Below are 18,562 nucleotides of genomic sequence, written 5' to 3' on the forward strand. Positions count from 1 at the left end.
GAAACATGAGGGAAGGGCAGCCCGATTGCGTTAGGCCCCGTCTTTTTGGCGACTGAGTCCGTGCCAGTATATCGGCCAGTTGCCTTCTTCACCGTAATTATTGATGACCGAGGCGATCACAACCAAGGTCACACTGCCGATCAGAACCGGCGTGATCAGATAATCAAATCCAATGACCCCTTGGCCGGCCAAAATGATAGCAACCGGGTTGGCGCCCGCCGGTGGGTGGACCGCACGGAAAAATTGCATCAGCATAATGGCGACCCCGACGGCCAGAGACATCACGATGATTGAGTCGCCGAACCCGTACAGGAACACCAGCCCGACCGCCGAGGTGAGCATATGACCCACAATGACATTGCGTGGCTGGGCCAGGGGAGAAGCCGGTGCGGCAAACAGGATCACGCATGTTGCGCCGAACGGGGCCATCAGCCAGGGCATGCCGGTTGACTGGCCGAGGTAGCTGAGGGTCAGGATCCCCAGAAATCCGCCGACAAGTCCTTTCATCATGTGAATCATTTTAGGTTTTGGGGGCAGCGCGCCGCCGCCTTTTAGCTTCTGCATTGTCGTATCTCCATATGATTAACAGGCGACTGCTTGGCCTGTGTGCGAAAGTTGTGTACAGGTCTGTACACTTCTGGGGTTTAATAATACAGATCTGTACACATTGTGACAACACCTAATTTATGAAAGCATGCGGATAAGAAGGAGTGGGTATGAGCAAGAAAACGCATATTCTGGATGTTGCCGAGCAACTGTTTAATGAATTGGGCTACACGGCGGTTGGGGTCGATTTGATCCGGGACCGGGCTGAGGTCTCGAAAACCTCGATGTACCGGCATTTTGGTTCCAAACATAAATTGATTGAAGCCGTATTGATGCGTCGGCATCAGCGTTTTGAGGAAGCACTGAAGGGGCAAGTGGCTGCTGCGAATGACAGCTTGGGTCGGCTGGATGCCATTCTTGACTGGCATTTCGACTGGTTTAAAGCCTCTCATTTTAAAGGCTGTATGTTCATGCATGCGCTGGCGGAATTTAAAGGCCATGATCAGACGTTGGCGGACCAGGCGCTGTCGCATAAAGCCTGGTTGAAATCCTTGGTTCTGACGGTATTCGAAGCGGGCGAAACGGAGACAGCGGTGAGAGCCGAGTCTTTGATGACATTCTTGGAAGGCATGATTGTCAGGGCTGAGTTTGGCGATATCTCCGGGCAGGAAATCGTTTATCGCCAGGGAGCCCGGGCACTGGCTTTTGGGGACCTCTGAGAGGAGCTCGCCCGACCATCATGTGTGCAGAAAATATCGCCTATGGATTATCGTCTGCCGGGAATTTTGTGAATCTATTGTTGAATAACTCAGGGAGAGAAAACAATGCAATCACCAGTAACGCAAGGCGTCCACCATGTGGGCTTGACCGTCTCCAGACTTGAGGAGAGCGCGCAATTTTTTACATCCCTGCTGGGATGGAAGGAAGTAAAACGACGGGAGGATTACCCGGCCATTTTCGTCAGTGACGGGGCGATCATGTTGACCCTTTGGGCGGCGAAAACGGAGACTCCGGTCCGCTTTGACCGCAAAGAGAATGTCGGGCTACATCATCTGGCACTGACGGTCGGCAGTAAAGACACGTTGTTCGCCATCCATGAAAAACTCGCGGCTTCCGGTGTGGACATCGAATTTGCCCCGGAGCTGATCCGGGAAGGCCCGGCAATGCACATGATGTGTTATGAACCGAGCGGGATCCGGGTCGAATTTCACTGGCCTGGGATGTAATGACTTTTTCTTCGGAGAACGGTCTGCACCAAGACGATTAACGAAAGGGAGGCGATGCCTCCCTTTTTGATCTACGGGTTGATGACGCACCGAGCTTCGGTACGTTCATCATCAAAAAGACTTAAAATGCCCAGTTTGCAGAAGCCCCGAAAATTGGTTTTGCCCAATTGTCGGCGTCGGAACCTGCGATTGTCGCCCGAAGCGCCACACTTTCGCTCATATTATGGGTTGTCCCAATGGCAAGCGCAGAGGAACCGTTATAGTGCCCCATGCCGACGGAGATCACAGTATCACCTTGATAGCGCGGGGTGATCATTGAGCCGACCGCCGTCGACGCAGCAATGGCGCCATCTAAGCGTTTGACTTCACTGTAGAGGTCCTGGACCTGAAACTCAATTTTCCGGATACGCTTGGTGTTATCGCTGATACGTGCATCGTGATCGGCTGTAGTTTCGTATAACGCATTGATATCTGAGACGTTGTTGGCAATTTCAGTCGATGCCGCTGTAATCTGTTGCTCCAACTGCTGATCTGCAGTTTTACGTTCATTGCTTTCTGATGTGATTGCAGTGTTATTTGCAGCGATTTCACTGTTTGCTGTTGCGATAGCATCGGTGTTGGCTTTGATTACAGTGTTTGCGGCCGTAATCGCATCAGCGTTGGTGCTGATTTTATCGGTGTTGGCATTGATCGCAGTGTTTGCCGTCGTGATGGCATCGGTATTCGCGCTGATTGCAGTGTTCGCCGTTGTGATGGCATCGGTATTCGCGCTGATTGCGGTGTTTGCAGCCGTAATCGCATGAGCATTGGTGCTGATTTTATTGGTGTTGGCACTGATCACAGTGTTCGCTGTCGTGATGGCATCGGTGTTGGTACTGATTGCCGTGTTTGTAGCCGTAATCGCATCAGCGTTGGTGCTGATTTTATTGGTGTTGGCACTGATCGCAATGTTTGCCGTCGTGATGGCACCGGAGTTGGCTTTGATTGCCGTGTTGGCAGCCGTAATCGCATCAGCGTTGGTACTGATTGCGGTGTTTGCAGCCGTAATCGCATGAGCGTTGGTACTGATTTTATCGGTGTTGGCACTGATCGCCGTGTTTGCCGTCGTGATGGCATCGGTATTCGCGCTGATTGCCGTGTTCGCCGTCGTGATGGCATCAGCGTTGGTGCTGATTTTATCGGTGTTGGCACTGATCGCAATGTTTGCCGTCGTGATGGCATCGGTATTCGCGCTGATTGCAGCGTTAGCCGTTGTGATGGCATTGGTGTTGGCGTTGATTGTAGTGTTCGCCGTCGTGATGGCATTGGTATTGGCGCTGATTGTAGTGTTCGCCGTCGTGATGGCATTGGTATTGGCGTTAATGGTGTTGGTAGCAGAATAAATGGCGTTCGTGTTCTGATTTACCGATGTTTTTGTCTGGTTAACAGTCGTGCTTAGCGAGGAAATTCTATTTTGGTTTTACTTGGCTTTTGATTGTGCCATCCCGACACCGCCGGTGAGTTTTTGGATCTGTGTTTCTGAAGAGGCATTCTTCATTTCATCCTGCGTGTAAATAAAGTAAGTATTCGCTTCACCTTCATAGTTCCCTCCAGAGGTGTTCACCTCTCCCCATCCGCGGTTATCATCCGTAAATCCGTCGTAGTGGCCTGCCATGGCAGGGAGAGTAAATACCGAAGCGATGAGTGAAGCTACAACTGTCTTTTTCACAAGTGAACCTTGATACTGTTTGATATATGAGAAAGTAAAATGCCAATAAGAATTTAAAATGCGTCAATTCTTATTGCATCCAATGGCTAGGACGCCAAAATCTCTGAAGACCATTCTTAACGATGATGGTTTAGAGTAAATGCTTTATTTTTCGGGGCGGAATTTTAATTAACAAAGTAGTTAATTGCAACTATTTCAACTTTGAGTTTGTTGGCTTAATTGTTTCAAGCTTTGTAATTTGCATTAGTGACTTTGGTTGTTTTTTGGTCTGTGCATTTAGCGGATAGCTTCGTATGGTCCGAAGAGATGGAAGTTGGGGGGAATGGAGAGGAAACAAACTGCCGGGGAAGTGAAGCCTGGCTGTATGGTCAGATCGGAATGAAAGTTATCTGAGAGGGGGATCGAAGCAGTATAGGCGGAGGATGTACTGATTCATTATCGTTTGCTCAATTAGAGAAAGTTGCATGGGAGAGGGGCCTTCCCCCATGCATAGAACACAGCATTTGGCGTTTAGAGTAAGATCAATCTCTGAGTGACTGTGGTGTTGTGGGGTATTTTAGAATGTTCATCGTAATACGCTGCGCCAGCGGCGAGGTGAAAAACGAAATCACGCCGGCGGCCGGCCAGGCCATGATAAATGCCTGTCCCCACATGTTGATAAAGTGGGGGGTATTTCCCAGGTTGAGATAAGTGACCCAGAGCGTCATCAGCGATGACAGAAAAAAAGACATAATCACGGTAAAGATAATGCGCTGCTTCATAGTAAGACCTCGAATAGGTTGAAGGAGTCCGCAAAAGACTATAACGTGTGCCAAATATGACATCCACGGAACTTAATGGGCTTATAAAACCCATAAATGGGATTTACAGGTGCTGGATAATATTTCGTTATTTGTTGCGGTCGTTCAGGCCGGCAGTCTGAAGGCGGCCAGTGAGAGCTTGCAGATCCCGTCTTCGACGGTCAGTCGGCGGATCAAGGCGCTTGAAGATGCATTGGGTTGTAAATTACTGAGTCGAAACAGCCATTATTTTGAGTTGACCCGGGAAGGGAGCCAGCTGTTTGAAAAAGCCAGCTTTCATGTCAATGCAATGGAAGCGATCACCGATGAGCTCCAGAGTGATATTTCCGGCGATAAGGGGCATATTAAAGTGCTGGCGCCGACGAATCTGGTCGCGACTTGTCTGCAACCGTACTTCTCCCGTTATCTGAAACAATATCCGGCCATTGAGTTAGAACTTGAACTGAGTAATTCACTCAAGCATTTTTATTCTGAAAATGCCGACTTCGCGATTCGAGTTGGCAAGCAACCCGACTCTGATCTGACCCAGTTGAAATTAGGTCAAATTGAGACATTACTCGTCGCGAGTCCGGCATACCTTGCCTCGCATGGTGTCGTGGAACAGCCCCGTCAACTGGCAGATCGGGATTTAATCATCAGTCGCCCGCTGGCACAGTGGGAGTTATTGTTGCGCGCGGATACCCAGCATCGCGCTCTGGTGAAATCCCGACAGCGCCGGGTGCAGGTCAACGATATTCAGGTCGCAAAGCAGTTTGTCGTCGACGGACTTGGCATTACCTTATTGCCCAAAACGGAGGTGGTGCGGGAGTTGCGGGATCAGCAGCTGGTTCAGGTGTTACCGGATTGGCGCGGGGAAAAACGGGATGTATACGCGGTGTGGTACAGGCGTCAGCTTCTGAGTACGCGAGCAGCCAGGTTGATCGATTACCTCAAACAGCAGGTCATGTTTTAAAGCTAAGAAGCCACCGCCCGGCGAAATTCGCCATCGGAGACAATGTTAGGGGATGGGTACCAGCTTACGCTCAGCGTCTGGATTTGCAGGCGCTGAGCAGAACCTGTTGTTCAGGTGGCTGGTGCGGTGTCGTGGCAGTCTGCAAAGTGGTGGGCGCAGTTCCGTCCGTTGGCCTTGGCCTGGTATAGCGCTTTGTCTGCCTGGGCGATCAGGCATTTGGAGAGTTCGTGGATACCGCTTTTTTCCAACTCGGCAGGTGCCACAAACGTTGTCAGTCCGATACTGACCGTGACCCGGCCGTGTTCGACACTGGCCCGGTAACGCTCGCCTGCCGCTTTACTCTCGGTTTCATCCGTTTGGTACATCAGAATAATGAACTCGTCCCCGGCCAGACGCGCGACGACATCGCTGTGCCTGGCTGTATTCGTTAAGGTTGTGCTGACGGTACACAGGGCATGATCCCCTTCCTGGTGTCCCCAGTTGTCATTGATGGCCTTAAAATTGTCAATATCGATAATTGCGATGGACAGCGGGGTTTGATAACGGGCACTTTTGGCCAGCTCTTTTTCCAGCATTTCGTGAAAAATACGGCGATTGTACAAAGACGTCAGCGGATCCCGGCAGGCCAGCTTCTCCAGCTCGCGATTCTTCTGTTTTAACTCTTCTTCGACTTGCTTATAAGCGGTGAGATCGTTGTGTGAGCCCAGCATTCGTACCGGCTTGCCGGATTGGTCACGAATGGCGACGCCCCGACAGCGCACCCAGACGGTCGAGCCGTTTTTGTGCTTGTAGCGGACAATTTGATCATACGGATGGGTTGGATCCAGGCTGTGTTTGCGGAAGTTCTCCATCGCGGCCTCGAGATCTTCAGGAAAGATCAGGTCTTGCCACTCGGCAGCCAGATGCTTCTTCTCACTGGGGTCATAACCAAGCAACGTCCAGAACCGCTCGTTCATCCACTCGTGTTCCGGATTTTCCAAATCCCAGTACCACAAGCCATCCAGTGAACCATCCTGAAGGAACTCGAAGATCCCGGCCTCTTCATTCAGCAGTTGGTAGAGCTCAGATTTGAGATAGTTGTCTTGAATATTCATCATCATGCGCCCCTAGTAGGTGGAAGCAATATCACACTTTTTCTGTGTTGATATTATCAAACTTGTTGTTTAAAGGATGGAATTTATCTCTAAAACCGACTTCCGCTCTCATTTTCGCTGAAGTAAGCGGTTTGAATTGAAGCACGTCCTATCCACCTGATCTATAAAGATAAGTCGCAGTCTCTGAAGATTCGAAACTTCATTGATTTCTTCATGTCACAGGTCCGATCGTCTTGAAGACACGCTGATGATAGCTGAGCGAAAAGCGCAACTGGATACAGCTTGTTGAAAATAAAAGCTATTTTAAGGGTGATATTTAGTTGTATTTAAAATGCATGTTAAATTAAGATGTCCCCAATACAGAGCGAAACAGGTGAGATGGCAGATGGGGATCGAGGCATTATTGGGTCGCAGAGCAAGACGTCGGGCTGAGAAAATTAAACAGCTGGAGGCTGAACTGGCGCAGATCAGTTCGGCGCTGCAGCAGCAACAGGCAGTGGCTAAGCAACAACAACAGCAGCTTTCGGAGCAGGAATCCGCGTTGCAGGCAGCGATGGCTGCCCGGCAGCATTATGAAGCAGAATTGGCTGCGCTGTATCAGCGCACGGAGCGGATGCGGAAGTCGTTTGTCTGGCTGGATGAAAGTTTGCAGCAAAGCAGCATCGCCATTGGCACCTCCGTTTCGGTGTCGCATCAAGCCAAGCAACGGATTGAAAAACTAGCCCATGAACTGTCTGAGCTGACGGCATTGCAGGGGCAGCAGATGAGCTCGTTTACAGACTTATCGCAAGAGATCCAAAGCACCGCGGCCGTGATCGGTAAAATCAGCGAGATTGCCAAACAAACCAGTTTACTGTCTCTCAATGCCTCCATCGAGGCTGCCAGAGCGGGCGTACATGGGCGTGGGTTTGCTATTGTTGCCGATGAAGTGCGTTCGCTCTCCGGTACCACGGGGCAGTCTGCGCAAGCGGCCGATACGCTCTTATCCAATCTGTCCGGCTGCTCCTCACAACTTGGCGAGGTCAGTGCCAGCCTTTCAGCTCGGGTCGAGCAAATCGCGGGTGATACCGAGCAAACGCTGGATAACCTGGGGATCGAGCTGGACCGGATCGGGGCCACTCAGGGCGATTTGGAAGCGGCCAATTGGCGCTCCAAACTGGAGCTGGCGATGATCGATGAAACCTTCTTGCGCAGCGATATCATCCAGTATGTGAACCGGCCGGACCAAACGGCGCCGCCTGCGGTGATCACTTCTCAGGCGTGCGGGATCGGGAAGTGGTACAATGCGGCGCATGTGCGGGAGAAATTTCAGCATCACCATCAATTTAAAGCGCTGGAAGTACCGCATCACGGGGTACATGACCATGCCGAGCGTGCCGTAGCCCTGGCGATGCAGGGCGATCGCGAGGGAGCCCTGCAGGCGATCGGACACATGGAGGCCCAGTATCAGCGGGTTGAATCCATTCTGCTGGCCTTGATCGGAGAAACCGATCGCTAGCGCAACGCATTTCCGGGGTATTGCAGTCAAGGTGAGTACGTCTAAGTCGGTGAGGGCACTCAATCTGAACGCAGCGCAAAAGAAACAGAGCAGCCCCTGGGGCTGCTCTGTTTCGGTTTGCACTTGGATTTAACCGGCTTTACTGTGCTTCTCGTGCACCATCTCCGAGATGCTGTCGATGACCCCGTTGCTGGACGCTTCGGCTTGCTCAATCGTCTCGATGAGGTGCTCAAGAATATTGTCGTCATTGAGCCAGTCTTGCTGGACGATATCCATCGCGGTGTGGATCTTCTGGTGAACCGCTTCATGATGGCCTTCTAAGCGGCGGTAAGAAGGCAGTTGACGGAAACCGGTATAGCCTTCTCCTTCGTAATACCATTTACCCAGGCGACAATGGAAGTGATCGACCTGGACGGCTTCTGCTTCGGCGCCTTTCCCGCATTTCTCAAGCCCGATGTAACCATTTTGCATGTAGATGACATGATCCAGTTTGACCAGGGAGGCGAAGGAAAGGTCTTTGGCCTGGTTCATCAGCTGAATGGTGGCCTGGGATGAGTTGGCGACTTTGTCGAAGTTGGCATGGAAGTTATTCACCTCGCCGCTGACATTCTTCGATTGCTCGCCCACGGTCATGGTCTGGGACACCATGTCTTCAATCTGGGTGGTCAGTGAACTGATGATGCTGCTGATTTCCGAAGTGGATGAGCGGGTACGATCCGCCAGCTGGCGGACTTCATCGGCCACCACGGCAAACCCGCGCCCGACATCGCCGGCTCGCGCGGCTTCGATCGCTGCATTCAGCGCCAGTAAATTGGTTTGCTCGGCAATATCCGTAATAATTTTGATGGTATCGGCGATACGGACACTTTCCTGTCCGAGGACCTGCGCGGTGCTTTCCATCGTCGCCATCCGGGCGTTCATGTCATCCAGGGCGTTGCGAATATCGCCGACGACTTCCCGGCTGTGTTCTGCGCCGTCACGGCTCTCACTGGCAATCGACAGCACATCATCCATCTTGTTGGACAAGGTCACCAGTTCCTGCTGATTATTTTTCAAATTGATCAGTAGATTCGAGGTATTAATTTGGTGCAATTCACTTTTTAATCGATTCTGCCGGGAATAAATGTGGGCTTCATGGATGGCATGAATCGAGGTATTGACATTGCTCATGGCTTTGGAAAATTCATTCGGCAACCCGGCTGTAAGTCCTTTGCGGTGGAACTCTTTTTTACCGGCACGGTTGAAACTGTTGGCCAATTCCTTGAAATTGGTTTCCATGATATCGAGAAAATCATTGAGCGCCCAGGCCACATGCCCCACTTCCCCCAGCCCTTTGGTGCGGGTAATGCGCACATGCAGGTTCCCGTCCTTGGCGGAATCCAGGGCTTCGCGAATCCGATCAAGCACCATGATTGGCCGGCGTTGATCCCGGTAGGCATAGACGGCAAAAAATACCGCAAAGATTGGAGAGACGATATTTAAAGTATTCAAACCGTGCTGGTACATATTGACGACAGACAGCGCGAAGGTGACCGTAATAAATACCACGCATAAGACGAGGAACTTTTGTTGCAACAGCAAAATATTCTTACTGACTTGGCTGGTTTTCATGTGATGTCCCCCTTATTGATGCTTGTGATAAAGGCTGAGCACATATTCCTCATACCCCATCTGATGTTCACGCTGAATCTGATCAGCCAGCCATTGCCAGGAGGTTTCACCGGCTTGCTTATGTCCGGCGGATTGCTCGATTTCTCTCATCTTCTGGTAGATCGTTTCGATTTCGTGAACCGCAGCTTTGGGCGCAAATCGGCGCACTGAATAATAGCCAATCGTTTGATCTCTGAGATTGTCGGATGTGATATTGGCGAAGACCCAGTAGTAATTTCCGTCTGATGTGTAATTCTTGACAAACCCGAAAAACTCCTCGCCGGACTTCAGGGTTTTCCACAAGCCGAAAAACACGCCTTTGGGCATATCCGGATGCCGGATAAGATTGTGGTTTTTACCAAGCAACTCGAGCTCTGAGTAATTGGCAATCCGCATAAAGGTGCGGTTTGCATAGGTGATTTTCCCTTCCAGGTTTGTTTTACTCACAATGAGCTCGTTGGGCTCAAACGATATTTCTTTTTCTTGCAGCATTATTCCACCCTGAACAATTACTCAGATTATTTATGATCAACTACATACGTTTGTATCCGGCTATCAATTGTATGCTTTGTAATTTTGCATGGGTATGATGGCTGCTGTGATCTTCTTCGAATTCGCTCTAGGTATATGACTTTTATCACCCATATCACAGTTTTTGTGTAATCAAAGAAATAATAAACGTAAAAGTTAGAGGATGGGTCATCAATAAGAATACTGGCTTTTCAGGCGGCCATGATTTATTTTAATTGTGTTTTTTGTCATTAAGTGGGTGTTGGATTTGTGAGTATAGCGGTGAAAGCAGTGTTGATTCATTATCTGGATCAGCTGGAGAATCTGGTAGCAAAAGTTAGTGATGATGTCTTTGAGCAAGCGCTCACCGAAGATATGTTTCCCTTTGCAATGCAGGTAAAAATCGCCGCAAATTTTGCCTTGCGTGGCTATTGTCCGTTGCTGGGTAATCCGGTGGTTTCCTTTCAGGCACAGGAGAACACCCGACACGCGGTGTCGCAGCAAATTGTGCAGACCCGGGATTATTTGCGCGGGCAACCTGAAGTGACGGCATTGGATCCGGATGTGATGTTGTCCGACAAAGCCGGTTTTACCGAAGTGAGCCTGCCGCAACCGCAGTTTATCCATCATTACATCCTGCCGAATTTCTTTTTCCATATCAGCATGGCGTACGCTATCGCCAAAGTGCAGGGCGAGCCGGTCAGCAAAGCAGATTTTGATGGCTATCATGCTTACCCGCCGGGCTTTAGTTTTATCCAGCCTTCTTAACTGCGCCTGGACGATCGCGTTGGCGCTTAGGCCTGTCGGTGGCAGTCACCGGATTCATCGGATTAGCGCGCAGCCATATATTGTTTCGGTGGTCGTCCTAGGCTCTTTTTGAAAAAAGTGATAAAGGCGCTGACGGACTCATATCCCAATTGCTCGGAAACCTGCTGGACCGGATTGCCGGAAGTCAGCTGCTGGAGCGCCACCACAATGTGTAGCTGTTTACGCCAGTTGCCGAAGGTCAGCCCGGTTTGTTGTTTCACCAACCGCGAAAGGGTCTTTTCGCTCATTGCATACGCGTTGGCCCACTGGGCCATGGTGCGGCGATCGGCCGGGTCAGCCAGTAAGGCGGTGGCGATTTGGTTGAGCCGTGGCTCCTGCGGGATCGGGAAATCGAATTGCTCACGTGGCATGGTTGGTAGTTCATCGAGCAATACCTGTACTAGCCTCGCGGTCGGGCTGTCTGCCGGATAATCCTGCGGGCGGGCGGCGAGGGTGATCAGGATTTCGCGGATCAACGGGCTGACGGACAAGGTACAAACCTGATCCGGCATGTCGGCGGCATCAGGCTCAATAAACAACATGTAGCCTTCCCCCTCCGGTGTGAGCTGGTTGCTGTGGGGAACATCGCCCGGGATCCAGACCGCAGAGTACGGCGGGACAATCCAGATGGCATCTTTGATCCGGCTGGTGACAGAGCCGCAGGTCGGCATCACCAGTTGTCCTTTGCGGTGTTGGTGGTAGGGCGACTCTGCGACCCGTTCATTGGCCTGGGTATACAGGATGTCGACAGCGTGCGTTGTGTTGTCGACATCCGAGAATAGGGGCGTTTGGGCGGTCATCTTGTCCGAATTTAGCAATAAAATGTCTATTTATCTTAATTCAGCAATCCGTAAACCGTCTATAGTGCCGGGCATGGATTCTTCATTTGGTCATTGTTATGCGAAATAAATCGCTTACGCCCATCTCGTGCTGGTTTTTACTGGCATTACTGTTTATCGCCCTCAATATGCGGGCGCCGTTTACCAGCTTGTCCCCCTTGCTGGATGAGATCAGCCTGTCGCTGTCTCTGAGTGCGACTCAGGCTGGCTTGTTGACAACCTTGCCGTTGATTGCATTTGCGTTCTTCTCGCCGTTTGCTTCGGTGCTGGCCCGGCGACTGGGGCTGGAGGTAACGATCATGCTGGGGTTGGTGTCGATTGCGGTCGGCGTGATGGTGCGCTCGCTGCATGCGATTCCGGCGCTGTTTTCCGGCACCCTGCTGCTGGGGATCGGGATTGCGATTGCGAATGTATTACTGCCGGGATTGCTCAAACGCGATCATGCCCGTCATGCGGCCTCGCTGACCGCCTTGTATGTGCTGATCATGAGTGTCGGAGCCGCCCTGGGCTCGAGCCTTGTGATCCCGCTCGCCCGGCTGGCAACGACGGTGACCGAGGCGAGTGTGCCGGGTTGGTCTGTCGCGCTGCTCTGGTGCTTGCCTCTCTCATTGTGTGCGGTTCTGGCCTGGTTGCCCCGACTGCGGGTCAGCCGTCAGGTTGCGCCGCAGCCGAATTCCGGTCAGGGGATCGGGGATCTGCTGCGCTCAAAGGTGGCCTGGCAGATCACCCTGTTTCTCGGACTGAACTCCTTTATCAACTATGTCTTTGTCAGCTGGTTTGCCGTGATGGCACTGGATCTGGGGTTCAGTGCTGAAAAAGCCGGGGTCTACCACGGGTTGATGCAACTGGCAGGGGCTGCCCCTGCGTTGGTGATGGTGCCCTTGATGGCCAAAGTGAAGAACGTTCGGTTGATTGCGGCGGTAATGATTATGGCGACGTTGGTCGGTGTGGCTGGCCTGATGATGATGCCGTCACTGGCGTTGTTCTGGGCACTATTGCTCGGCGTCGGGCAGGGTGGCGCCTTCATTCTCGGCCTGTCGATGATCAGTCTGCGCAGTGATAGTCCGGAGCAAGCCACCGCGTTATCCGGCATGGCGCAGTGCCTTGGTTATCTGCTGGCAGCGACCGGACCTGTGGTGATCGGCTATCTGTACGAAATCAGCCAGAACTGGGATTCGGCGCTAACCTTGATGCTGGGCGTCACGCTGGTGTGGGGATACTGCGGGCTGATGGCTTGTCAACCTGAACCGGAACCGACGGAAAGTGTTTCAGCTACGGCTTAAGCGTGAGTTGTCCGTTGCGTCAGTGCTATCTGCATCGAAGACACTATCTGCATCGAAAACACTATCTGCAGCGAAGATATATCTGTTGCGAAAACGCTATCTGCTGTGAAATCAGCTTTCTCCCGCCGCTGACGATCTTTCTTTGAGTGACAGCACGTATTGGCCCGGCATCATTGCCGGGCCGATTGGTTTGTTGTTCTCCTGAACATGAAATGACAAGTGATGCATAAACGCTGAGTGAGTCAGTGTGTCCGCTACGCAACTGTGACTGTCCCGAATGCGTAAGACGGTCAGATCGCCGCGCCATAGACTGAGGATCACAACTGAACCAAAGCGATATCAAGCGCATATCACAGGAGCATGAGCGATGACTTACCCCGCAGGAAAATATACCCCGACCCCGGTGATCGATTTGGCCGAACGGACCTGGCCCGGCAAACAGCTCACCACCGCGCCTCGCTGGTGCTCGACGGATTTACGTGACGGCAACCAGGCCCTGGCCAACCCGATGGATCAGGACAAGAAGGTGCTGTTGTTTGACCATCTGATCCGCTGTGGGTTTCAGGAAATTGAAGTGGCGTTCCCGTCCGCGTCCCAGACTGATTTTGACTTTGTCCGCGCTTTGATTAAGCAGGACAAAATCCCTGATGCGGTCTGGATTCAGGTGATCACCCAGTCGCGGCCCGATTTAATCGAGCGGACTATCGCTTCCCTGGCCGGTGCTCCCCGAGCGATTGTGCATTTGTACAACGCTACCGCGCCGGTGTTTCGTGAGTTGGTGTTTAACAAGAGCAAAGCCGAGACGATTGCACTGGCGGTGGCCGGGTTGAAGCAAATGCGCACCCTGTGCGAGCAACAGCCGGAAACCGACTGGGTGCTGGAGTATTCCCCGGAAACCTTTTGTTTCACCGAGTTGGACTTTGCCCTGGCGGTGTGCGAAGCGGTGAAAGCGGCTTGGCAGCCGAGCGCAGAGCGGCCGATGATCCTCAACTTACCGGCCACGGTTGAGGTCAATACGCCCAATGTTTATGCCGATCAGATTGAATCTTTCATCCGCCAGTTTTCGGATCTCAGCCATATAACGATCAGCATTCACCCGCACAATGATCGCGGCACCGGGGTGGCTTCGGCCGAGCTGGCGATGCTGGCCGGAGCGCAGCGAATCGAAGGTTGTTTGTTCGGCAATGGTGAGCGGACCGGCAACGTCGATTTGGTGACCCTGGCGATGAATCTCTATACCCAGGGGATCGATCCGCAGCTCGATTATTCGGATATCCGCCAAACCGTCGAGCTGATCGAGTATTGCAATCAGATCCCGGTGCATCCCCGCCATCCGTATGCCGGTGAGCTGGTGTTTACCGCTTTTTCTGGCTCGCATCAGGATGCGATCAAAAAAGGGTTCGCTATAAAGTCAGCCAGTTCAAATGCGCCGTGGTTGATCCCTTATTTGCCGCTTGACCCCCAGGATGTCGGTTGCAGTTATGAAGCCGTGATCCGCGTCAACAGCCAGTCCGGCAAAAGCGGCGTGGCTTGGCTGATAGAGCAAAATCACGGCCTGAAGTTGCCCAGAGCCTTGCAAATTGACTTCAGTCAGCGGGTCAAACTGCAGGCAGATATCAGTGGACAGGAGATGGGCCTGTCGCCGATTTGGTCGCTGTTCCGCCGGTCCTACGGTTTGGTACCGACGCCGGACCTGGCCCTGCTGGATTATCGCTGCGAGCCGGGAAAAACTGGGCAGCAGCTTAGCGCCAAAGTCGCGTTTCGCGGCAAGACGGTCAGCATCCGGGCTGAAGGGAACGGCTTGCTGTCGGCCCTGCTCGATGGCTTGCGGCAAAAATGGGGGATTGAAGTCAATATCTTAGATTATGCCGAGCATACGCTGGGGCAGAAAACCCAAAGTAAAGCGGTGGCCTATGTTGCGTGTGAAACTGCCGATCAGCAACGCTTCTTCGGCGTTGCGATTGAAGCCGACTCGAGTCGGGCTTCATTGCAGGCGGCGCTCAATGCGATTGGAAATGCCCTGAAGGGATCCGCTTCTGCCGCGCAGCTGAACGTTGATCTGGAACAGCTCAGCTAGCGGGCGCCGGGGTGCCAAGGTCGACATCTGACGCCGGAGTTTGCAGGTATTCGGTCGGCGACAGGCCAACCCGGCTTTTGAAGACCTGGCTGAAAGCGCCGGGGCTCTCGTAGCCCACCGCCAGGGCCGCTTCAATGACACTGTGTCCGGCGGCCAGCAACTCCATACTGCGGAGCAGCCGCTGGCGGCGCAACCATTCACCGAAGTTTAATCCCAGTTGCTGGTGGAATTTACGCGAAACGGTCCGTTCACTTACATTTAATAGCTGCGCGGCATCGCTGATCGACCAGGGATGATCAATACGCTGGGTGATGGTGTCACACAGTTGATGGAGTGATTTGTCCCGGGCGACCGGCACATGGAACCCCAGCAGCGGTAAACTGCGCAGCTCATCTAAAATCAACTCCACTAGACGCTCATCCCGGCTACCGGGTTTGACCTGATTCGGAATATCGACTGCTGCAACAATGAGTTCGCGCAATAACGGGCTGACCGAAAAAACGCCGCACTCGCCGGGTAAATCGGCACGGGCCAACGGATCGAGAAACAGGGTTCGCACTTCCACACTGCCGGTCGCCTGCAGGCTGTGCTCGATCCCGGCCGGGATCCATAAACCGCGACCCGGTGGGACCACCCAACTGCCGGACGGGGTATCAATTCGGAGCACCCCACTGATGGTATGCAGGAGCTGGGTAGTGGTATGCGTATGCAGCGGCTCGCAGTCGCCATGGTCATAGTGATGGGCCAGTGCGACTAAGTTTTGCGTTAGGTTATCGGTCTGAAAATGCATCATATCACCCCTAGATTTCCGTAGCTTGAGCCCTAAGTTACTGGAACTGAAAGTTGAATGCGAACATATCTTTTGGTATGGCGCCAGAGAATGGATTGAAGCGACACTGCAATCATGAGTCGTTAAATTCAAAAAAAATTGAAGAATGTATATAAATTTTAAACTTGTGGTTATTGAACCATGAGCGTGTGATTTGCCCTTCAGGCGAGAAATAGGCTTACAGCTGAGTTTTGGTTGTTTTTTATATTAATGATTTTTAAGGTTTTATTGATTTTCCATTGCTGGATGTTCAACATAGTGTATCCGGCTGCCTTTCGGTAGGCTTCACTATCGGCTTAGAGCTGAACTTAGGTGTACGAAATAGCGCTTAAATTTCGCACCATGATCAAAAATATCTTTATTTATTCAAAATTATTTGATCTTATCAAAATGTGTGATAAATTAGCCCCAGATTTGAGCAACTCGAATCCCCGAACATTGCAATGGCCAGGTAACGGAGGCGGTTGCATTCCTGGCGATGCACTTCATGGTTATTACAGTGCAGCGTCAGCGCGCTGGCGAGCCAGCAACCCTGCTTGGAACACAGGGTTTAAACGGAACGGAAAACGGCCCAGGGCATCTGCTCTGGGCCGTTTTTTCATGGCTTGCTTTCGGGAGGCCCGAGTTGCTTTTGGGAGACCGGAGTAGCTTTGGGAGACCTGAGTAACTTTACTGGCTGGTTTCCAGCACGTAGTAATCAATTTCAGCTTGCGTGTGGTCATAGCCAAACCCGAGCTTCTCCAGCACCTTTTGAGACGCTGCGTTGACCGGATCAATCCCGGCAATGAATCGGGTCGTCTTATTTGATCCAGCCAGATGGTTGATCAGCCCCTGCATTGCTTCGGTGGCCAGTCCTTTCCCCCAGTAGGATTCGGCAATCACATAACCGATCCGGTATTGCGCCGCTTCTTCCGGAAATACGAACAAGTAACCTGCCACCTGATCGGTCGAACTTAATCGGACAATTGTGCCGATGCTGAGCCGGCTATCGAGCCACTGCGCTACATCATCCTGCGTTTCCAGTTGGCTGCAGTCCGGCGGCAAATAGCGGCTGACCTTGTCGGTAAACAGGGTTCTGATTTCCAGGCCGAGTCCCGGTTGGGCTCTGTCCAGCGTTGCGGCTTGCAAGCGCTCAGTCTCAAAAACAATGGGTTCAAGCATCTGTGGGGTTTCTCATTGGGGATCGAATTGGGGGAGTTTACCATTAATCCCGAATTGACCGAATAAGCTGCCTGCTTGTCCCGAGATCTTAATCCAACGCGCTGCAAACCCGGTTCCGGCCGGACGCTTTGGCGACATACAGATACTTATCGGCTTCGGCCAGCGCGCGATCGATACTGCCGTCGAGTTTGGCGATGCCCATCGATACGGTGACCTGCGGGTCCAGCGGGGCTGATTCGATACACTGGCGGATCCGGTTAAAAATTCTGTCGGCTTCGATCAGGGAATCCGCATTCAGGACCATCAGAAATTCTTCGCCGCCGTAGCGGAATACAATGTCCTTCTTGCGGGCATTATCTTTTAGCAATTGGGAAATTTGTTTAATGATTTTATCGCCGGTGATATGGCCGAAGGTGTCATTGACGCTTTTGAAGTGGTCGATATCCAACAGGGCAACAAACTGATCAGGCTGGGCTTCGATCTTGCGCTTGTTGCGGTGCAGGTGTTTGCGGTTAAACAGTTGCGACAGTTCATCAATCGAAGACTGGTAATGGGCCTGTTTTCGTTTGTTATTGATCTGATAAACGCTGAGCAGCAGCACCATCGCAAGAAATCCAATGATAATCATCAGAAAATAGATCCGATCCACCAGACGGAAGCGATCGATAAACAGCATGTATAGGGTCTGGCCACCGGAAGTCATGATGCGGTATGAGATATTTTCGTTGCGGTAGAGATAGTAACCAGCCGACGCCTCGCTGGTTTTGAGCGTGTGCAGCAGCAACTTGTCGAGTTTGCCCTGATTTTCACGGTGGGAAAACAGCACGTTGCCCTGGCTGTCGGTGTTGACCACCATGACGTTGTTGTTCGGCACCGTCCAGAACTGCTCGCTGTTCACGGTGGCTACATAGTACAGCGGAATTTGGCGATCGGCTGACGTACGGATGAAATAACTGTTGCCGTTATCCGCGAGGGCGATATTGAACGGCTCTTCGCTGGCGTAGTGATCCCAGGCACCGATATTGAGCTTCATGTCGGCAACGAATGTGCGGTAGTGGGACGGGTCCAACACTTCAATACGGGTGATATTGCTCGACAGCGATTTGGGTAACGCGGCTGCGGCCTCGTTGGCATCAAAGGTGGTGGCGGCTTGCTGCGCGATGAGCGCCAGCGCGGCTTCGATGGTCTGAATCCGTTGCAGATAAACCAACTCCACCAGTTCCAAATCTTCTGCCTGAGCGCGCAGCTTGTAATTGTCGATAAAATTTTTCGGGGTGGTGACCAGCAGGATAAACAACATGATCAGCAACGTGGCGGTCAGCTCTCCTTTGACCGGGGAGAAAAAAGCGAACAATCTCAAAACAATCCCTTTTTGATAATCCATGAGCACATCTCTTCGCAGGGGTAATGTCACGGTAATTCGGGATGTCGTTGCTAGGTGACGCGGTTAGCAGTTCTCCCTTTCCCCAGGTACATCGGCTTGAACGCATTTTCATGCCGAAGGTCACGCTTCAGCAGGCCGGTGTCGTCGAAACGACGACCATTCAAATGCAGCGCGAGCACACTCTAACTGATGATTGTG

General features: G+C 52.1%; 20 protein-coding genes. 9 read left to right on the forward strand and 11 right to left on the reverse strand.

Annotation, left to right across the window (positions count from 1 at the left end):
* Positions 1–30: 30 nt before the first annotated feature.
* On the reverse strand, positions 31–564 hold the full coding sequence (locus NH461_RS23490) for an HPP family protein (RefSeq protein WP_261603375.1): 534 nt from the start codon (positions 562–564) through the stop codon (positions 31–33).
* Between the two features lie 152 nt (positions 565–716).
* Between NH461_RS23490 and NH461_RS23495 the strand changes: the two genes are divergently transcribed.
* Both NH461_RS23495 and NH461_RS23500 read left to right on the forward strand, forming a co-directional pair.
* Entirely contained in the window at positions 717–1,265 is a 549-nt protein-coding gene (locus tag NH461_RS23495) for a TetR/AcrR family transcriptional regulator (RefSeq protein WP_261603376.1), read from the forward strand.
* A 105-nt stretch (positions 1,266–1,370) separates the two neighbouring features.
* Positions 1,371–1,772 carry a VOC family protein gene (locus NH461_RS23500; protein WP_261603377.1) on the forward strand — a complete coding sequence of 134 codons (402 nt, stop codon included), beginning with the start codon at positions 1,371–1,373 and terminating at the stop codon, positions 1,770–1,772.
* Positions 1,773–1,893: 121 nt separating this feature from the next.
* On the opposite strand, the gene NH461_RS23505 is transcribed toward NH461_RS23500, so the two are convergent.
* On the reverse strand, positions 1,894–2,613 hold the full coding sequence (locus tag NH461_RS23505) for a YadA-like family protein (RefSeq protein WP_261603378.1): 720 nt from the start codon (positions 2,611–2,613) through the stop codon (positions 1,894–1,896).
* On the opposite strand from NH461_RS23505, the gene NH461_RS23510 reads away from it, so the two are divergent.
* A complete protein-coding gene (locus tag NH461_RS23510; protein WP_261603379.1) occupies positions 2,582–2,827 on the forward strand; it encodes a hypothetical protein in 246 nt (81 codons plus the stop codon). The genes NH461_RS23505 and NH461_RS23510 overlap by 32 nt on opposite strands.
* A gap of 21 nt (positions 2,828–2,848) precedes the next feature.
* Positions 2,849–3,154 (forward strand): hypothetical protein, encoded by a 306-nt coding sequence (locus tag NH461_RS23515; protein WP_261603380.1) that lies wholly within the window; start codon positions 2,849–2,851, stop codon positions 3,152–3,154.
* Positions 3,155–3,231: 77 nt separating this feature from the next.
* Here the strand turns inward: NH461_RS23515 and NH461_RS23520 are convergent, their stop codons facing one another.
* Entirely contained in the window at positions 3,232–3,480 is a 249-nt protein-coding gene (locus NH461_RS23520; protein ID WP_261603381.1) for a hypothetical protein, read from the reverse strand.
* Between the two features lie 521 nt (positions 3,481–4,001).
* Entirely contained in the window at positions 4,002–4,241 is a 240-nt protein-coding gene (locus NH461_RS23525; RefSeq protein ID WP_261603382.1) for a DUF2798 domain-containing protein, read from the reverse strand.
* A 109-nt stretch (positions 4,242–4,350) separates the two neighbouring features.
* Between NH461_RS23525 and NH461_RS23530 the strand changes: the two genes are divergently transcribed.
* A complete protein-coding gene (locus NH461_RS23530) occupies positions 4,351–5,232 on the forward strand; it encodes a LysR family transcriptional regulator (RefSeq protein ID WP_261603383.1) in 882 nt (293 codons plus the stop codon).
* A 110-nt stretch (positions 5,233–5,342) separates the two neighbouring features.
* Here the strand turns inward: NH461_RS23530 and NH461_RS23535 are convergent, their stop codons facing one another.
* Complete coding sequence (locus NH461_RS23535; RefSeq protein WP_261603384.1) at positions 5,343–6,332, reverse strand: sensor domain-containing diguanylate cyclase; 990 nt, start codon at positions 6,330–6,332, stop codon at positions 5,343–5,345.
* A gap of 367 nt (positions 6,333–6,699) precedes the next feature.
* Here NH461_RS23535 and NH461_RS23540 point away from each other — a divergent pair, with 367 nt between their 5' ends.
* A complete protein-coding gene (locus tag NH461_RS23540; RefSeq protein WP_261603385.1) occupies positions 6,700–7,824 on the forward strand; it encodes a methyl-accepting chemotaxis protein in 1,125 nt (374 codons plus the stop codon).
* Positions 7,825–7,953: 129 nt separating this feature from the next.
* Here the strand turns inward: NH461_RS23540 and NH461_RS23545 are convergent, their stop codons facing one another.
* Together NH461_RS23545 and NH461_RS23550 are read right to left on the reverse strand one after the other, a co-directional pair.
* Complete coding sequence (locus tag NH461_RS23545; protein WP_261603386.1) at positions 7,954–9,435, reverse strand: methyl-accepting chemotaxis protein; 1,482 nt, start codon at positions 9,433–9,435, stop codon at positions 7,954–7,956.
* A 12-nt stretch (positions 9,436–9,447) separates the two neighbouring features.
* Positions 9,448–9,921, reverse strand: a complete 474-nt coding sequence (locus NH461_RS23550) for a PAS domain-containing protein (RefSeq protein ID WP_261603387.1) — start codon at positions 9,919–9,921, stop codon at positions 9,448–9,450.
* A gap of 354 nt (positions 9,922–10,275) precedes the next feature.
* Between NH461_RS23550 and NH461_RS23555 the strand changes: the two genes are divergently transcribed.
* A complete protein-coding gene (locus NH461_RS23555; RefSeq protein WP_261603388.1) occupies positions 10,276–10,752 on the forward strand; it encodes a DUF1993 domain-containing protein in 477 nt (158 codons plus the stop codon).
* Between the two features lie 62 nt (positions 10,753–10,814).
* On the opposite strand, the gene NH461_RS23560 is transcribed toward NH461_RS23555, so the two are convergent.
* Positions 10,815–11,591, reverse strand: coding sequence for an AraC family transcriptional regulator (locus NH461_RS23560; RefSeq protein ID WP_261603389.1), 777 nt, complete (start codon positions 11,589–11,591; stop codon positions 10,815–10,817).
* Between the two features lie 98 nt (positions 11,592–11,689).
* Between NH461_RS23560 and NH461_RS23565 the strand changes: the two genes are divergently transcribed.
* Both NH461_RS23565 and leuA read left to right on the forward strand, forming a co-directional pair.
* Positions 11,690–12,913, forward strand: coding sequence for an MFS transporter (locus NH461_RS23565; protein WP_261603390.1), 1,224 nt, complete (start codon positions 11,690–11,692; stop codon positions 12,911–12,913).
* Between the two features lie 367 nt (positions 12,914–13,280).
* Complete coding sequence (gene leuA / locus NH461_RS23570) at positions 13,281–14,990, forward strand: 2-isopropylmalate synthase (RefSeq protein ID WP_261603391.1); 1,710 nt, start codon at positions 13,281–13,283, stop codon at positions 14,988–14,990.
* Here the strand turns inward: leuA and NH461_RS23575 are convergent.
* From NH461_RS23575 to NH461_RS23585, 3 genes are all read right to left on the reverse strand, one after another.
* Positions 14,983–15,783 carry an AraC family transcriptional regulator gene (locus NH461_RS23575; RefSeq protein ID WP_261603392.1) on the reverse strand — a complete coding sequence of 267 codons (801 nt, stop codon included), beginning with the start codon at positions 15,781–15,783 and terminating at the stop codon, positions 14,983–14,985. The two genes, leuA and NH461_RS23575, sit on opposite strands and share 8 nt — an antisense overlap.
* Positions 15,784–16,488: 705 nt before the next feature.
* Positions 16,489–16,980: a GNAT family N-acetyltransferase gene (locus NH461_RS23580; protein ID WP_261603393.1), complete on the reverse strand. Its 492-nt coding sequence runs from the start codon at positions 16,978–16,980 to the stop codon at positions 16,489–16,491.
* 88 nt (positions 16,981–17,068) lie between these two features.
* Entirely contained in the window at positions 17,069–18,364 is a 1,296-nt protein-coding gene (locus tag NH461_RS23585) for a GGDEF domain-containing protein (RefSeq protein ID WP_261603394.1), read from the reverse strand.
* Between the last annotated feature and the right edge of the window lie 198 nt (positions 18,365–18,562).

The sequence above is a fragment of the Photobacterium sp. TY1-4 genome (assembly GCF_025398175.1).
In the GTDB taxonomy this organism is placed as follows: domain Bacteria; phylum Pseudomonadota; class Gammaproteobacteria; order Enterobacterales; family Vibrionaceae; genus Photobacterium.